The organism is Bacillus cereus ATCC 14579 (genome assembly GCF_000007825.1).
Classification (GTDB): Bacteria; Bacillota; Bacilli; order Bacillales; family Bacillaceae_G; genus Bacillus_A; species Bacillus_A cereus.
Genome location: NC_004722.1, coordinates 2547581 through 2565134, shown reverse-complemented (window position 1 = coordinate 2565134; position 17554 = coordinate 2547581). Strand labels below are relative to the sequence as shown.

The following is a 17554-nucleotide window of genomic DNA, read 5'->3' as shown; positions in this document are numbered from 1 at the left end:
AGGACGGCTCTTATTTTTGTTTATCAAACTATTCTTTTGTTTTATTTCTTGCAATACTCGTAAAACCATTTTCCACCTGGTCGATTATCCATCCACCAAGTGATTTTATCTAATTCAGTATTAGGTAATACTTCCGTTTCCAGGTACGCCACGCCAGTTAAAGGATCAGATATAACCTTTCCTTTAATTCCCCGCTCATTCATGGCATTTAATACTTCTGGAACTAATGAAACGCCAAACCCACCAGATTTAACGTATTGATAGCCACTATTAGAAACAGTTTGTTCTTGTTGTTTTTTTTCTGTGAACCAAGATAATGGCTTGCTGCCAATCAATTGGTTCAAATCACACTTTCCAATACCAGGTACATTTCCTGTTTCTGTGTATTGCCAAATATCGCATGGATAATCAGGTTTCTTCCCACCATAACGAGGAATCCATACAAAGTCAGCCTTTACATTTGCCATTCCGAACGGAGCATACATGTGATGGCCTACATATAAACCAACTTTCTGAGCACCTAATCGTCGCAATTCATCAATAAAAGCTTGTGTTCCTGCCCTCATATCATCCATTGTTTTTACTTCTACATCAGCAACCCAGACTGTTGCGCTCTTGTCTCCGCGGTTCCAAAAGTCCCGAGCTTCTATACGTGCATCATTTTCAGAAACGAAACGACAGAATGCATAGTTACCACAAGGAATGCCATGCTGTTTCATTGATTGCACATACCCTTTATATAATGGATCTACATAATTCGAACCATCTTGTACACGAGCGATAATAAAATCAATGTATTGTTTCGCTACAGGCCAGTTAACGTCACCATTCCATTTTGAAATATCTACAATGTAACCCATTATTGAACATCTCCTTTTTTCTCTTCTTGTTTTTGTTTGCCACCTAAAATTTCAACTGCATTTGTTAATGGTTGCGGGAGTGAGATACCCATTCGTCCAGCATTTTCTAAAAGTGAAAGCAATTCATTACCCATAAAGAAGAAAATCGTTGCTTCGCGAATAGCGCTATTGCTTCCTAACAATGCATCTAATTGAGCGGCTGCACCGACCAAAAGAAAAAGCACCACCTTTTTGGCGATGCCTTTGAAACCAACTTTACTTTTTAATTCTCCGTTGTATCCTGCTGCAATCATGCCAGTTAAATAATCAATAACTGCCATCGTCACTAAGATTTTCAATGTTGCATCCCATCCTCCCCAAAAATACCCACAAAAACCGCCAAACGTAGCTATAAACGCTTTTAGTAATACATCAATACGTTCCATTTTCCCACTCCTTTATTCAGCCTATTTATACATGCTTAACGTGTACAATCTAAATTAAAAAGCTCATTGCAATATGAACAGTACTTCCGCTTGGAACACCATTCACGAAAACCCCGCCATCAGGTTTTATTGTAACTTCACAAACTGCGGGTGTATATCCATATGCCAGTGCTGGAAAAGCAATGTGCTGTACGGGTCTAAATCCAACTGGTAGTGTAGCAAATACTGTTTCGTTTTGAGGATTTCGAACTGAACCAATTACACTAATGTTTTCACCACTTCTTTTATACTTCATATCTCTGTTAGCAACATTTTCTATCCCAGTTGTAGCAAGATTAATCCACCCTGTGTCAGTTGCTTGCTTTACTGTGCCGTCAAGCCGAAATTCCACCTTTTTAGACCAATCCCAAGTATCACCTTGAGATACTGTTGACGGAGCAAAAATAAGCTCTCCTTGCGCTCCTTTATGAATAATTGTCTTATAAGAACGACTTCCCAAAACAAACGCATTATCACTTTTACTTTCAATCAATCCCGTAAATATTCCACCAGTATTAGGGACAATTTCAGAATATATCGCTTGTCGTTCCCAATTCGTCCAAACGTTATTTGCTTTTTTACGTATATAAAAAGCTTTTAGATTAGAATTATCAAGGGAATAAGCAACTTGCATACACGAATATGCGCTATCACTATGGGAATAGACTTGAATATACCACCAATTTGCACCTGCAGGAGCATTCACTAAGTTATTCCCTCTATACGCTCCTGTTTTTATTACGCTATTCAGATCAGTTTTGGCATCTAAGGGAATTGCATGTCCATCATCACCTGTTACTTTCCACAATTGATATTTTTGTCCTGTAACAGCTGCTGTTAATTCATTTATCCGTTTATTTGCTTCATCAATTTGCTTTTGATACCCTTTAACCATTTCGAGAGCCTTATCAAACTCAGAAATGTAGTTTTCGATTTTAATATTACCTTCTTTTACATCTCGTCTTAATGTAATACGAATATCTGGTGTACTCATTCGTTCTGTACTTTTTTCCATTACAAAATAAGCTGTCCAATCATCCGATGTAGAAACAGCTTGAGATGTAAACATATAGGAAAATACACCATTTTTTGCATCAACTATTTGAGCATCATCTCGAATGAATACTCCTATATGATTTGTCGCTTCATATTTAACCACATATCCTGTTAAATCCACATTCTGCCCTTTTTCTCTTACGTACACAGTAAGCTTCAATCCGTTTTTATCATTTTGTCTCGAACGAATTTTTTTGTAAACACAGGATCTGCTAAATCTATAATAATTTCCTCATTCCGCATGACTACACCTCCCTACTATTCCTTTTCACACGTCTAGGTGGTCTTCTTTGGCGTTTTACTTTGTTCCTGTGTTTTATATTCCCTTTAGGCTTTATCGGCTCTATTTCTTCGAATTTAGCTCTAGTTTTAGTTACATACTCTTGAAATGCACTTGTTAATTGTGAAAGCATTCCATATAAGCCTACACCATTTTCCTCTGATTCTTTTGGAATAACTAAACCATAATGTGTAGGAATTGCATCTGTAGTAATCGTTGGCTCTCCTTCCTTACGATTCATACGCATCTTATACAGTTTTGGAATATCGGTTTTCAAATTGTATTGTTTAATTTCCCATTCCATTACCTTTTCCAGCGCGCTGAATGCAACAGGACGGATATTGGTTTTATATGTTTCTTTTGAAGAAACTTTGAAGTCTGAAGCAATTACTCCTTGATAATATGTCCCAAGAGCGGTTTTCACTTGGATATACCCATTATCCCAACTCGAATTTCGTATTATCGCATTTGGGAGCATAATATCCGTATCCCCTCCAGATGCAACTCCGATACTTGCAATCCAATTGTCATTACGATAAAAGCGGAACTGATCTTTAACCTTAAATCTCATTTCACTTTCGGCATTTAGGACAATCATTTTATCAGCGTCAAGCATTGCGTTACCTGTTTGTGAAAAGTATAAAGAAGCTGCATTCAAGTATCCATTGCCATCAAGTCCTTTAGTAATTCCAATTCCCCCAGACTTAACACTCGTATCTGAGAATTGGTACACCATAATAGCGCCATTTGCCCCTGTGGAATTTGAATCTCCACCTAAAATAAGAGTAGGCTGTATTTCATTTCTACTATGTTTGGAATACCCTACAAACACCCCTTGTTTTAGATGACTCATACAAGCGTATAAATTGCTTTGAAATATTTACATAGTTCACACTATCTGAAGTTCGTAATGTTGAACCTGTTATTTCTCCCCCTCGAACAAAGTTCCCACTTAATGTACCTGCAGTAATAAAATCAGCAACAATTCTTCCATCACTTGTAATTGCAGTTCCATATGGTCCATTCACACCTGTGGAAGAATACCCTAATCCATTCAAGTTCCATTGCCAAACCTTTTTCGCACTCTTTTCATCTTTCGTATCCATAATTAAAATACGATTTGGATAAACACGGACATGCCCTCCGAATCCTGAATTAATAAGGCTTGTAGCATTTACTTTTGCTGCATCCAAAATCGAACTTGGCATATTTGATAACTCTTCTTGTACCAGGTCAACCCTACCAGAAACATCCGTAAAAGATTCTTTGAAATTACCAATGGTTACATCCAGATACTCTTTTTTTATCGGGTCATACTTATAAGCAATTACCTTCGCTTTTATATCAATGCCATCTTCTTGATGTTCAACCGTAACAGTATCTGCCATATAAACACTTTGTAAATGTTTATAATCCTTATACTCTTCCGTTTGTGATAACTCCTGAAACTTAACGTTATAAGTTGCTTTAGGCTGGTCAGCCTTTTGAATAGTAAACATACCTTTAGCTGCTTGACGTAATAACCTATACGCTTCTTCTAACGGAACTGCATCTTCATCATCAGCATTTTCACCAATAGCCGCTTTGATATGTTTAAACTCAACCACTTTAATTTTAGGGTGAGGATATTTATTTATAAGTGGGCTATCCACATATTTTTCAGGAAGAAATAACCCATCAAACCCTTGTGGCATGATTCTAGTTATAGGACTTTTCCAATCCACATTACCTTCATAACCTAATAAATCTTTTTTATGACGAATCACTACCCCACGATCCATACCACGATTTTGTAGCATCTTCACATCAAAATTATCTCGTTTTAATTCGCCACCCCAACGATTAACAAATGAATTGTCTTGACTAGAATCCAATAATGCTTCCACAGGATTTTTTCGGACAATACGTGCACTTGCTATCTTTGGTACATCTGAATAAAACTGAAAAGGATGCTTGTATTGGCATCCCGCTGACATACGATTCATAGCTCCATTACCATTTGTTGTTTCAGCAAAAATATCTTCAATCAGATTTTCTGTTAAGTCATAAAAAATGTGATAACATTGCGCTGTAACCTCACCCATACTGGCTTTAGGAGCTGCCACTCGAAATAGTTGTTCACCATCCGGAGTTGGAACTTTAATGATACTCATTCCCTCTATTTCCAGACCATGCGGTGCAAACAATGGATAACTAAATGAAAATAAAAATAAACCATTGAGTTCTTCCTCAACAGTTGCGTTATAAATATTTTTATCTAAAGCCCCTATACCATTGTGTGTAAAATCAGTCTCATTTGGTTTATATAAAGTAATCATTTATATCTCCACCTAGGTCGAATTTCCATAAATTGAATTTCTCCTGACCACTCTATTTTATTTTCTCCGATGTTACATATAGGGAACTTCCCAACCATTTTATTATTCATTGATATGGTATCGGTATATGCTTCAAGTATTTCTGAGTCTATGACAACAGAACCATTCACATCTTTTATTTGAAAAGAGACGTCATTGATTGTTATACGGAAAGTACCATTTCCCACAATCCAAAACTTAGGATCAGATTCAATTGTACCTGGATTATAAATTACACCAGGTTTGGTCAGCTTTAGATTTACATCCTCTGTATATTCAAAGGGATCTAAAGTGAAATCCACTTCAAATTCACCCTGCTCCTCAATTTCAGTTGTGATGTCTCCCATTTCAACATGCTTAATCTTCCGATACACCTCGTCATCTGTGAAAAAGAGTGTTCTCCCTTGTAACAACCAAGGTTTTGCACGTCTTATGAAAGGTTTAATATTTTCCATTTCCAACATATTAAATTTCACCTTAAAAGGGACATTTTCATATGCCCCTTTCTTTGTAAGTGAACCATGTCGTCCTGGTATTTCTATGTGTTCTACCTTTTGTTTTGCAGTTGGGATCACTGGACGACCTACTAAACCTAATCCGTAACTACTTGCTAATTCATTATCGATTCCTATATCCAACAATTAAGTCGTCCTCCCTATTCCTATTTTTGAATTACGCCCTTTTTGAGCAAGTGCATCATCTATTTTTCCGACCATGCGGTCGATATCACGATCATCCCTCACTGAAGGATTATAGATATTAATTACAGTTGGTTCAGTAGACATTGTTGCTGCAATCCCTTCACCAATCGCACCTAATGTCTTTTTATTCAACGGTAACACACCCTCTGGCCCTGCCTCTCCTGCGCCTTGTAGGTTCCCGCCATTCATTCCAAAGATAGTTGGCCGAGTAAAAATACCACCTTTTGCACGCCATTGCACATCGATACCAGATGGGAAAGTAATATCTTTACCCAGAATATTTTTCGTACTAGTCTGCAGACTGAAGTGTGGCATTTTGGGCATTTCCGGTTTCGGTATCTTTAATTTCAAATCACTGAAAAACCCTTTGATTTTATCAATGAATCCCTCCACTTTATCTACCGCATCTTTTATTGGATCAACGATAAATCTCTTTGCTGCATCAAACTTTTCTTGGGCTGCATTTTTTACAGAATCAAATTTCTCCCGTGCTGTGTTGTACATATCATTGAATTTCTCTTTTGCAGAATTATAAGCTGAAATAACCGGATCAATAATATATTTATAAACTAAATTCCATGCCGTAAGTGTATAAGATTGGATTTTTGCCCAATTACCTAATATCCAATTCGCTAAATCATTCAGTTTTTCTTTTGTTGCATTCCACAATTCCTGAACTGGCTGAATGACATATTGCTTTACTAAATTCCATGCTGCAGAAGTATACGATTTAACTGTTTCCCATTGTGAATTTAACCAAGAAACAAGCGCACCGATCTGTTCTTTAACCCAATCCCATGCTTCTTGAACAGGTTGAGTAATATATTGTTTAAATAAGCCCCAAGCAACTTGTGCAGCAGCCTTTATAAGTTCCCACTGCGTACTAAGCCATGTGACTAATTCACCAATTTTCGCACTTATCCAATCATACGCTTCCTGGATCGGCTGTATAATATATTGAGATATTGCCGCCCATGCAATTTGTGCCCCCGCTTGAATGAGTAGCCAACCTGCTTCTAAAACTGTGGAAACTGCTGAAATAATCGGATCTAAAACTGTGAGTATTGTATCCCATGTTTCTTGCCAAGCTGTCTTTAATTGATCCCAAATAGAAGTTGCCGTTTCAACAATACCCGTCCACAATCCACTGAAAAATTCACCTAAAGGAGACAATATACTATCTGCTAATTCAATGAATGAAGACCATGATTCTGAAAAATAATCAGTAATACCTGTCCAAATTTCCGATGCTGTATCAGAAATTCCAGTCCATAGATCAGCAAAAAATTGACCGACAGGCTCAAAGAACTCATTTACCATGTTTAAAAAATCTGACCAGGCTCCAGAAAAGTAATCAACTGTGGATGACCAAGCATCTTCACAAGTTTGAACTATGCTATCCCACAATTCACCAAACCAATCTTTAAATTCAGACCACTTTTCAGAAAGCCAATCCGTTATGGCACCCCAGTTTTTTATTAACATGATAATACCAGTTATCACTAAGGAAACTGCCGCAATGGTAGCTATCACAGGTAAAAACGCCAGATTCAACGCACCAAATGAAACAGCTAGAGCTGCTACAATTGGAGTTAAAATAATAAACGCCGTACTCAATGCACCCATCACGATTAAAAGCGTTTGATCGGCTTCGGACAATTTACTAAACCAATCCATTACAGATTTAACTCCATCAACAATTGGAGGTAAAATATCTTTAGCTAATTCTGCAAATTTCTTTCCAAGTGGCTCTAACGCAGCCTGCGTTTCTCTTAATGCTTTTTGAAATTGCTGTCCCAAAGATTCTTCCTGAAGTTTCTTCATTTCACCCATACGTCCAGTTACATCACCAAGACCACCATGTACATTATTTAGACTAAGTACAGCTTCAGCGCCCATGTCTTCCCATTTCACGCCAAATAAAGCAACACCAATCTGGTTTGCTTTTACTTTGTCATCCATCTTTTGAAGATCACCTAACACAGCATTAAAAACATCGGCTGCAGTTCCCTTACCTTCATTGAATGACTTCCATACTTTTTGTGTCTCTTCAGATAAATCACCGAATCCTTCTGATACACCTTTCGAACCATCTTGTACACGGATACCAAATTCTTTCACTAGGTCATTGATATAGTCTAAGTTATACGAACCACTTTTTGTTCCATTTGCTAAAATCGTAAACATTTCTTGAGCACTAAAACCACCTTGTTTGAATAAAGGCGCATATTCAGATAAATTATCAAATAATTCATCCGAATAATTTAAACCTTCTTGAGCACCAGCAGCAAGTAAGTCAAAGGTTTCCTGTGTAGATAAACCAAACTGACTCATTAACTGCCCTGCACCTCGAGTCGCTTCATTTAAGTCTACATCGTAAATTTTTGCCAATGTTAAAACATCCTCCGATGCCATTTGGAGCTCATCATATGGAACATCTCTCATGTTTTGATAGACTTTTATAAGTGCATTGTCTACCTCTTCAAGATTTTCACCAAAACCTTTTTTCCAAGTATCAACAGCAATTTTTTGAAGATTTTCGGCACCTTTCCCAGTCAGTCCTAATGAAGCTTGAATTTTCCTCTGTGATCCATCAAACTCTATTGCTGTATTTACAATTGACTTTCCCATTTCAATCAATTTTTCGGATATTCCTTGTAGAACTTCAGCGGCTTCCATTAAATTGTTCATATCAAGTTTCTTATTGATTTCCGCCATTCCAACCGCCGCTTGTGAACCACTTCGCCCAACACTCTGTAATGAGTTTTCAAATTGCTTTAATGTCGTTTTTGCTTGGTTTAATTTAGCTTCAAGTTGCTGCACCTCTGTAGAATTCTCACCATACGCACGTTTTGCTGTGCTTAATTGTTGTTCTAAATTGTGGACGACTTTATCCGTCATTTCTGTTTGCTGGCGTAGTTGTTTCTGTGCTAATTCCAACTTATCAGCTTCACTAGCGTTTGCTCCTAATTCAGCATTCTGAAGTTTAAAAGAGCTTGTTAGCTTTTTTTGTTCTACTTCAAGTTTCTTAGAATTCTCTTGTAAATCCAGTAAAGTTCCACGTGCTTCCCTGGCTTCAATTGCTTGCTCGGAAAGACCTTCATTCACTCTTTTCATTGCATTATCAAGAGAAGTTTCAGCACGTTCTGCATCTAGCAATTTACCATACATTTTATTGAGTTGTTCGGCGGTTGTACTTGTGTCTTTGGACATGGCTTGGTATTCAGAACGCAACATAGCTGTACGTTTCTTGGCTGCTTCCATTTGAATTTCAAGCTTCTTCTTTTCAGCAAGAAGTTTATCAGTCATCGTCGCATCTTGGCCCATTGCTGCAATATGATTTTTATATTCTTTCGCCGCATTATTCATAACCATATTGATTTGTTTCAATGTATTTGCATACTGAACCTGGCCATCCATTTTAAAATTAAGAACAACGTTTCTTTCTTTACTATTCCCAGGCATTTTCTCACCTCATTTCTTATAGGAATGGTGTTTGATCTAGCGTGTAAATTTGTTTCGGTTTCTGCTCATGCAATGCATCCGGATTGTTATATCTTAGGTGCATGATGAATTGCTTTAGAAAATGTGCAGGTGTGATTTTCCAAAAGTCATCCATACTTAAACCAAGCAACGTATTACCGACATAAAAATAAAAATCCCAGTCCAATTCGGACTGAGATTCCTCATTTTTAGTCAGTATATTTTTTACTTTTTTTCTTGCTTCAACTTCTCCATATCAGAATGTTGGAAAGTTTGGCCACTGAAAATTTCGTATACAACGATGAAAATATCAGGTAATTCATTCATAGGAATAGCACCTTTCAATTCATCTAATGTACATTCTGTACCACCACTACGTACCATCGCATAAATTAATGCCCGCATCAATTTCGCTTCATTTTCTCCCAGGCTAAATTGACCTTTTCTTAACATATCATTCATTTCTTTTTCAAATTCATGATAGGGTGTTCCAAATGCTTCTTCCACATAAGGAAATGATTCAAACGTAAAAATAACAGGGATTGAGACACCCTGTATCTTAATGCTATTTCTAGTTATATTAACGTTAACTAAATCACTTAAACGTGCCATACTATCACTCCTTATTTCCCTGGTGTCGATGTTCCACCAAGTTGTGTTAATTGAGATTCATCACAAATTACTTGTTTTAGGAAATCTTCAACTTTAATTCCTTTTGCCTCTGGATCACCAGTATCTAATTCAGCTTGTGTTACATCATTAAATAACAATGGATCTGCTGTAATTGTGTAGGCAATGTCATCCACAGTCATTTCATCACCTTGTGTTTTCCAAGATTCCTCTACTGGAGCAACTGTACATTTTGGGTACCAACGTAATATTTTTGTTCCATCATTTAAAGGAAATACAACACCTACTGCGAACTTTGGATACGCCTTCGCCTTCGCTGTTTCAAAAGACACGCCCTTTTTACGTGTTTTGGCAAAGATTTTATCTTTTACTTCACGATTTAGACCAGCAAGATTAAAAGCTAATCCAAACGCTGTATTTTTGACAATGTTAATAATTTTTTTGTTAGATGCCCACTTTGTAAAATTAGTAGAAGTAGTGGAAATCGTTAAATCAGAAATATTCGTTTGTCTATAAACAATATCCTCATAAGTTGGTAGTGCACTAGAAGTTTCATTTCCCTTCATCAAGCATAGATATAAATCTTCAATCCCTACGGAGTATTGAATTTCTTTATTTTCAATTGTCATGTATATCATCCTCACATTCTATTTATTATTTTTTGTGCCATAATATCAGCAATTTTATCCCCTTCTGCATCGAAGGTATTCTGAACAAAGTGTTTTCCTTTCACACGCCCCTTACCTTTTGCTTTTTTGTGGCCATGTTCAACTAAATACCAATACCAAGCTTCATCTTTAAATTCCACAGATACACGATCATCTTTCACAACAACCTTTAGGCTATCCCTTAAATGTGTCCGCTTGTTTTTATTGGATACATTGATTTTTGGTTTTAATTTACTAGCAAAATACTTGGCTGCTTCATCTAACGCATCCAAACTTACTTTTTTATTCACCCGTAATAGCGTATTGATATCTTCTAAAGCTTCAGCAAAGCCATTGTTATTTGAAGCCATTACTGGATACACCTCACATACGTTATAAACTGCGTGATAGTGTCGTCATTCTCGTCATAATCCATTCCATCAAACTGTGAATAAGACACGCCTACTTCATTAAAAACAGCCTTTAATGGCTCATAATCTTTCTCAGTTCCATTTGTGATAACTGCAATTTGATAAAGTGGCATATCTTTTAGGACCTTATTAGAAGCCCTCTTATGTTGCTCATTCACAAATTCATACACAATATAAGGGTAATCTATCCCTGTAGGAGCATTATCACGAGAAACTGGAATACCAGACTTCTTCATAAGGCTTCGTAACTGTTCAAAATTAATTTGCATACGATAGTGACACCTCCATCAATCGGTCTTCTTCTTTTACATAAATGCGCTCAATGTTATAAATACGGCCACCAACTTTTACACGATAATTCTTTTGATTGTTTTCAATGTCACGATCAATACGAACTTCAATTTTCTTTACAATTTCATTCGTATCTTTTGTTGTGACTTTATCAGTGGCCGTAACTCCAATGTTGTTATATCGAATTTTCCGTTCTAATGGATATCCCATCACAACACGGTCTGTTACTGGATCAATCGTCTCTCCTAATTTGAGTAAATCACCCATCCATTTGAGTTTATTCGTCTTCCTCTTCGGCATCATAAACCTCCTGGACAAAGAATGGTGTCAAAGCATCCAAAGCTTGTTCTAATTCTTTTTCAGCTACACGATATTCATAAAAAATACCTGCACACATAATGACCAGGTATTCCACTTCTCTTCCACATGCTTTTTTTACATATCGTTGACCTTGCTTAATATACAAAGAGAGCATAGAATCATCCATACCCTCTTCCCAATGAATATGAGATTTTAATTTCTCAATTAAATTATCCATATTAAGCCCCAGTAGGAGCTTTTAAAACATACTTATAAACCGGAACTTCAAATGGAGAATGAATTAATTGAGCATCTAGTAAGTTCCAGATACGGAAGCCTACACGGTTTGTACGTGAGAATAACTCAACTAACTTTTGTACTTCTAGTGATCCAATAACATCTTGAATATAGAACTTAGAGAAATCACCGAAATAGAATACTGGTGTATCTGGTGAATCAGGAATATCAATGGCATCTTCTTCCTCAACAGGGAAGCCTAATAATGTATAACCAATGCCGCCCTCTGCTTGATTAAATGGACGAAGTAATGGGAAACCATCATCCGTTTTCATTGTTTCAATTTTTGTTAGTGCTGCTGTATTTAACACCCATCGTGCTTTTTTACGAACTTCTTTAACTGGTGTATTTTTCATTTTTACTAATGCATCGTAAAGATTTTTCTCATCTGTTTTAAACTCAACTGCTTTCTTTGCTAATGCACCATCATTTATGTTATTTGCTTCATCACCATTCACCATATATTGCGTTTCTTTACGAACATAAGCTTTTTTCAGCTCGTCCATTACGATTTGTTCAATTGGTAAACCAGTACGTGCCAATAGCTTTTTCGTTACTGTAGCAAGTGCATCAAATTCTGTTGGTGATAGTTCGATTTCATCAAATTCAATATCTGTTTCTGGCATTTCATTATTTGTTCGCTCATTTTTATGCCCTTGCGCTTCTGCCTTTTTAACTAAAACAGGATACTTAATATTTTCTTTTGTTTTCACTCCTGTTCCTAGGCGACGTAAGAAGTTTTCTTCTTGAGCATACGTAATAATCTCTTTACTCAAGAAATCTGGAATCGTAACAGAACCGTTACCAGTTACTAACCCTAATGCACGAGCTTCCTTTTCATCAATATTACCTACAATGTAGTTAGCGAATACAGAACGAATTTCCGTTTCTTTGTTTGTACGATGACCTTTAGTAGAAAGAGCCGCTGCAATAGATGCTGAAATAGCGGAACGTTGTTCTTCTGACAGTTCCGTTTTTTCATTCGGATTTTCTTTTGCTGTTGGATCTTCTTTTTTCTCTGGATCATCGTCTTTCTTTTTGGCGGGATCTTCTTCTTTTTCTTTCTCTTCTAACTTTGCTAATTCCTCAGAAATAGTTTGAATTTCTTTTGTTAATTGCTCTACTTCTGCTTTTACGGCTGCTAATTCTTCTGAACGAACTTCATTTTTTTCTACTTTCCCTTGTAATTCTGCTAATCGAGATTTCGTTCTTGTTAAAGATGCGTTTAAGATTTCTTTTAAATTCATGTTAATTTTCCTCCAAAACTTTTTTTATTTGTTTGATAAGATCGCTTCTTTCTTCAGTATCATCTTCCACAACTGTTTTTACAGCTGCTTCTTCACTTCTCATTTCAATCATGGCTGTATTTTCGCCCCTGGTTTCAATGGAAGTTGCAACATAGGCTGGTGTCATATCCAAAATAGAAACTTCTAAAAGCTCTAGTTCTTCAATAGAGCGTTTTTGAACACCAGATTCACCTTCTTCCCATGAATCTTTTTCAGAAACAAAACCAAATGACCAACCACGTAATTCTTTATTCCTTGCCTTCTTAATCACTTGTTCATCTGTAACCGTAGCGATGGCTCTTAAACCAATATTGTCTTCATACAATTCCAGATTTCCGTTTTCAATAGAACCAAGATTTCTATTCTTATCGTGGTTAAAAAGTAAGTCCACATTCTTTGCTTTCTTTAACGCTTTTTCAAACGTCTTAGGGACAATTCTCTCTTTGAAATATCCCCTTGGAGAAGGTAACATTCGACTTTCTCTGTCCACAACATTCACATATCCATCAAGTATGACTTGATTCCCTCGGACCTCAATTTTCATTCTCTTCACCTCCTCCCAATGAACCATCTGTTGCCTCTTTCTTGCCGATTTCAGTTACATCATTTGAAATATAAATGGCCTGTGATTCCTTTGTATTTTGTTTAGGGAATCCAAGCATATCGGCGACATTATCAGGTGAAGTAATGGCTGTACGTACAAGGTTATAACCGATATTTGTCTTGTTGCTATAAGTAACAAAATCAAGAATATTAATCTTGAATTTAATTCGTTTCCCAGAATTTTGGGCATAAAAAAGAAGACTCAAATGGTCTTCAAAATTTTTCATTATTGGTCTAACTGCTTTATTGTGGATATACATCATTGCTTTCTCAATATCTTCTTTGATTAACTCTGTATATGTGTCCACATTTATACCTAAAAATTTACCCAAATCTTTTTTATACACATTTAGATATGCTAGAGTCTTTTCGTCGTCTAACGGGCTTTTAAGCGTGTCAATTGAATACCCTTTTCCAAGAGGAATCATTTTTACAGACCTTGCTTCATCAATTGATTCTAGTTGATCTAAAATTGCATTGATTAACTTTGACTGCGCGCCATTCTGTGGATTGATATGAGCATCCAAGTTTAGCAAGAATGTTAACAATCCACCCTTTTTATATTTATCAGTTAAAGTTTTCTCAGCTGACATAACGCCCTCGAGTGTATCTCTTCCTAAATCAAGAATACCTTTTCCTCTTAAATGATCTGCACCAATATTTTTCACATGCCGAATCATACATGGAGGAATCTCATGACCACCAATATTGAAATGCTCTACCAAATTATCATCTAACTCTGTAAAAACATTGGAAGCTAAATGTATTTGAGCACCGTTTAATATCGGGAATGTCTCTCCCTCGAGTAAATAAGTATTCGTCATTAATTTAATGAATTCTGATTGTGTTAGATAGTTATTGGGATTCCTTAAGATTTGAAGGGCAATATCATCCTTGATTTCATTCCCAAATTCATCTTCCACAACAATATCAGCCAATACCATTTGATTACTTATGTCTTGTAACAACTCGTAAACATCGCTAGATTGCAAGATGTTTGAATCCGTAACATACACGCCGCTGTAACGGATGCTTTTTCCTAAAACATTATCAAGATAACCACGCTTTTCAGCCTTTTTAAATAAATAATTTGAAAACCTATCCCTTAAACCCAATTTCTCACCACCTTACTTAAGACATCTCTTCTCTACTACCTTCCTTACGAAAGTCGTAAATATTCTTTCGGATATTCCTAATTAAATTATCGTAATCTTTACAGAGACCATAATGATCGCTGTCCTCGGCTTCTCCAAAGAGTTTGCATCTTTTAATATCGAGGTCTATGCAAGCCACTATCTTTGCAACCTCATCATGCAATAAATGATACTTTTCATAAAGAATTGGTCGAACTTCTTCTTGATATATGTTGAAATCAAATTCCCTAAGCTTACCATCTTCATCAATTACTACTGTACTTTCTCCATCAACTTTAAGGATTTTATTATAGACTTCTAGAGTTTCTTTCAGTTCATTTCTTTTTTCTTTTATCTCATCTCGGATTATTTGCTGCTCTAATAAATTTTTTTGAGTTGTCCTATTCCCTTTCTGGGTCAACCAAACAGCTGCTAATGTACTTAGAACTGTGAAAACTGGCCCAATCGCTTGAATAAATTCTTTTAAATCTTTTACTTCTATCACAAAAACACTTCCTTATCAGTTAATATTTATATTTAGTATAACTGATAAAGTATGAAACTACTTTTTTTATCTATAAATATCACCAATCAATTCATCCATGCCTTCTTCTGTTATGCTATCCATAACCATCATAGTTTCTTTATGAGCACATAAAAAAGCAACAAATCCATCAATCTTCTTTTTGGACTGTCGCTTACTCGGGGCTTTCATTCCGTTAATATTTGTTACTACTACAACATTAAGAGCACAATAAACAAATAAAGGATTGTCCGTAATTAAACGCTTTTCATAAATTAATATTTCTGAATCATCAAGCATTGCGTTCATAACGTTTGGATATTGATTTACTGCAATACACTCTAAACCGAGATTTTCAAGCTTTTCTATTAACTTTTGAGACATCGCTGGATCGTAGTTTATTTGTTGCACATCATATAAATCCATACATTCAACGATATATTCCATAATTTGATCCTGGTCAATCATCTTCCCATCACAAAACGTAGCAAAACCACGTTCAACCATATCTGTATATGGAACGTTATCCTCTTTTTCTTTAAAATCAATATTTTCATTAGGAAGGAAATACATTTGTTTCACCTTTATAATCGACCTTCCTTCATCATCATGTGAAGGGAAGTTTAAACTCACGCATGTTAAGTCTGTTGTTTTAGATAAGTCTAATCCTAAATAACAAATTTCACCTGTAAGATCACCCAAATCTTTCACAAGAACATGTTGTACTTGATCATGTTCAAAATAATTATCCGCACCATTTACGAAAACATTTAAATGTTTTGAAAGGAACTCAGCTTTTGAATGTGCGGACTGCTTCGCTTTTTTGAATTCAATCTCAAGTTGTTCCATCGTAACGGAAACACCAATATTCGGGTTAACCATTTTCCAAACTTTACGATCTTCCCAATCATAATTTTTATTAGGTTCCCAGATTGCAACAAATAAGGAATCATCATCATCATTTTCAAGAACAAGTTTCGCATATTTATAAACACGCATACCAACAGATGAAGCACCCTTACCAGCCGTTGAAATATTAAGCATCATTGGTTGTTCACGAGAAATCTGCGCTGACTTTAAGTTATCATACATGTCCATATTTTCTTGTGCATGGAGCTCGTCATTTAACACAAAATAAGGGTTCTTTCCTTCAAGACCCTTCGTGTTTTTCGTTAATACTTTGAATTTATTTTGATATGCAATTCCATTGATGCTATATCGATACATAGCACCACTAACTGTTCCATTCACACCTTTATAAATTTGTGTATGCCGTGCCAGAGGTTCGGAGTTTTCTATCGCTTGTGCAATTGGTTCAGCTGCATTTTGCGCTTGTTCATAATCTGATGCCGCACAATAACAATCCGCTCCAAGTTCAAGTTCTCCATACATAGCATAGAGCAATGCACCTGCTGCAATAATTGTTTTTCCGTTCTTTTTTGGTACTTGAACATATGATTCACGAATAACACGGACTGTTTTTCCTTTTTCGTTTTTATGATACCAACCATACATATTCGCAAAAACAAACATTTCCCAAAGCTCTAATTCCATCAATTGACCTGCAAGTGGTCCTTTAACATGGCGAATGAATGATTGAACGAAATCTAACATTTCATTCGCTCGATCTACATCAAACCAAATCTCTTTACGCTTTTTCCACTTCTTATAACGTTCTACCGCAAGAATAATCGATTTCGGGTATTTCTTTTTGTTACGCATGACGTTATTCGCATATTTATCAGCGTAGTTAACGCCTGGTGTAATAATCATTTAGATTTCCGCCATTTATTCCGATGAGCCGCTAACTCATCTTTAGGCTCATCAGTTTGGATATTCTCTGCATTTTTAGGCGTTTTTTGTACACTTTTTCCCTTATTCGTCATTCCTAGAGCTTCTAACATTTTATTCTTCTTATCATTCCAAGTTTCAACTTGTTGAGCGAGCGGATGTTTCATTTCATTTACTGCTCCAGCCTTGTTTTTATGCGTTTTTGTAGGAGCAAAACCATCGGCTTTCCATTCTTCAAACATCGTTTTATAAATGATAAAAGCATCTAAATAATTATCAATTAATGGTTCTAGGGAAGGTGTGAAATTGTCATCTTCAGTCAATAATCTTATGATTCTATTTCGTTCTTCATCCCTTGCAACATCTAACATTTCCAACTTTTTCTTCTTTGACATTCGCGCCATTTTCACACCCCCCTTCA

At 36.1% G+C, this 17554-nt stretch carries 18 protein-coding genes and 1 pseudogene; all 19 read right to left on the bottom strand.

The window, feature by feature from the left end; all coding sequences use genetic code 11:
* Positions 1–41 precede the first annotated feature (41 nt).
* Complete coding sequence (locus BC_RS13010) at positions 42–860, bottom strand: GH25 family lysozyme (RefSeq protein ID WP_000540622.1); 819 nt, start codon at positions 858–860, stop codon at positions 42–44.
* Entirely contained in the window at positions 860–1285 is a 426-nt protein-coding gene (locus BC_RS13005; RefSeq protein ID WP_000439566.1) for a phage holin family protein, read from the bottom strand. Before BC_RS13005 ends, BC_RS13010 begins: the two co-directional genes overlap by 1 nt.
* A gap of 49 nt (positions 1286–1334) precedes the next feature.
* A complete protein-coding gene (locus BC_RS13000; RefSeq protein WP_002196015.1) occupies positions 1335–2528 on the bottom strand; it encodes a BppU family phage baseplate upper protein in 1194 nt (397 codons plus the stop codon).
* A gap of 97 nt (positions 2529–2625) precedes the next feature.
* A pseudogene (locus tag BC_RS12995) lies at positions 2626–4978 on the bottom strand (phage tail spike protein).
* Entirely contained in the window at positions 4975–5658 is a 684-nt protein-coding gene (locus BC_RS12990) for a phage tail family protein (protein WP_000884118.1), read from the bottom strand. The pseudogene BC_RS12995 and the gene BC_RS12990 overlap by 4 nt, the downstream one beginning before the upstream one ends.
* On the bottom strand, positions 5659–9183 hold the full coding sequence (locus tag BC_RS12985; protein WP_001119328.1) for a phage tail tape measure protein: 3525 nt from the start codon (positions 9181–9183) through the stop codon (positions 5659–5661). It abuts the gene before it with no gap.
* 16 nt (positions 9184–9199) lie between these two features.
* Positions 9200–9388 (bottom strand): hypothetical protein, encoded by a 189-nt coding sequence (locus tag BC_RS12980; protein ID WP_006927278.1) that lies wholly within the window; start codon positions 9386–9388, stop codon positions 9200–9202.
* A gap of 38 nt (positions 9389–9426) precedes the next feature.
* The gene (locus tag BC_RS12975) at positions 9427–9813 is read right to left on the bottom strand and encodes a hypothetical protein (protein ID WP_000113343.1); all 387 of its coding nucleotides are present in this window, start codon (positions 9811–9813) and stop codon (positions 9427–9429) included.
* An 11-nt stretch (positions 9814–9824) separates the two neighbouring features.
* Complete coding sequence (locus tag BC_RS12970; RefSeq protein ID WP_000151368.1) at positions 9825–10460, bottom strand: major tail protein; 636 nt, start codon at positions 10458–10460, stop codon at positions 9825–9827.
* 11 nt (positions 10461–10471) lie between these two features.
* Entirely contained in the window at positions 10472–10849 is a 378-nt protein-coding gene (locus tag BC_RS12965; RefSeq protein WP_000157919.1) for an HK97-gp10 family putative phage morphogenesis protein, read from the bottom strand.
* Positions 10849–11178 carry a hypothetical protein gene (locus BC_RS12960; RefSeq protein WP_001166632.1) on the bottom strand — a complete coding sequence of 110 codons (330 nt, stop codon included), beginning with the start codon at positions 11176–11178 and terminating at the stop codon, positions 10849–10851. The genes BC_RS12965 and BC_RS12960 overlap by 1 nt, the downstream gene beginning before the upstream one ends.
* On the bottom strand, positions 11168–11500 hold the full coding sequence (locus BC_RS12955) for a hypothetical protein (RefSeq protein WP_001126093.1): 333 nt from the start codon (positions 11498–11500) through the stop codon (positions 11168–11170). Before BC_RS12955 ends, BC_RS12960 begins: the two co-directional genes overlap by 11 nt.
* The gene (locus BC_RS12950; RefSeq protein ID WP_000369282.1) at positions 11478–11738 is read right to left on the bottom strand and encodes a head-tail connector protein; all 261 of its coding nucleotides are present in this window, start codon (positions 11736–11738) and stop codon (positions 11478–11480) included. Before BC_RS12950 ends, BC_RS12955 begins: the two co-directional genes overlap by 23 nt.
* A 1-nt stretch (position 11739) precedes the next feature.
* The gene (locus tag BC_RS12945) at positions 11740–13044 is read right to left on the bottom strand and encodes a phage major capsid protein (RefSeq protein ID WP_001049345.1); all 1305 of its coding nucleotides are present in this window, start codon (positions 13042–13044) and stop codon (positions 11740–11742) included.
* Between the two features lies 1 nt (position 13045).
* Positions 13046–13627, bottom strand: a complete 582-nt coding sequence (locus tag BC_RS12940) for an HK97 family phage prohead protease (RefSeq protein WP_000687908.1) — start codon at positions 13625–13627, stop codon at positions 13046–13048.
* On the bottom strand, positions 13617–14801 hold the full coding sequence (locus BC_RS12935; protein ID WP_000524248.1) for a phage portal protein: 1185 nt from the start codon (positions 14799–14801) through the stop codon (positions 13617–13619). Before BC_RS12935 ends, BC_RS12940 begins: the two co-directional genes overlap by 11 nt.
* Before the next feature lie 16 nt (positions 14802–14817).
* The gene (locus BC_RS12930) at positions 14818–15324 is read right to left on the bottom strand and encodes a hypothetical protein (RefSeq protein ID WP_000573604.1); all 507 of its coding nucleotides are present in this window, start codon (positions 15322–15324) and stop codon (positions 14818–14820) included.
* Positions 15325–15390: 66 nt separating this feature from the next.
* Entirely contained in the window at positions 15391–17115 is a 1725-nt protein-coding gene (locus BC_RS12925) for a terminase large subunit (protein ID WP_000587519.1), read from the bottom strand.
* Positions 17112–17537, bottom strand: coding sequence for a P27 family phage terminase small subunit (locus BC_RS12920; protein ID WP_000113451.1), 426 nt, complete (start codon positions 17535–17537; stop codon positions 17112–17114). The genes BC_RS12925 and BC_RS12920 overlap by 4 nt, the downstream gene beginning before the upstream one ends.
* Positions 17538–17554 lie beyond the last annotated feature (17 nt).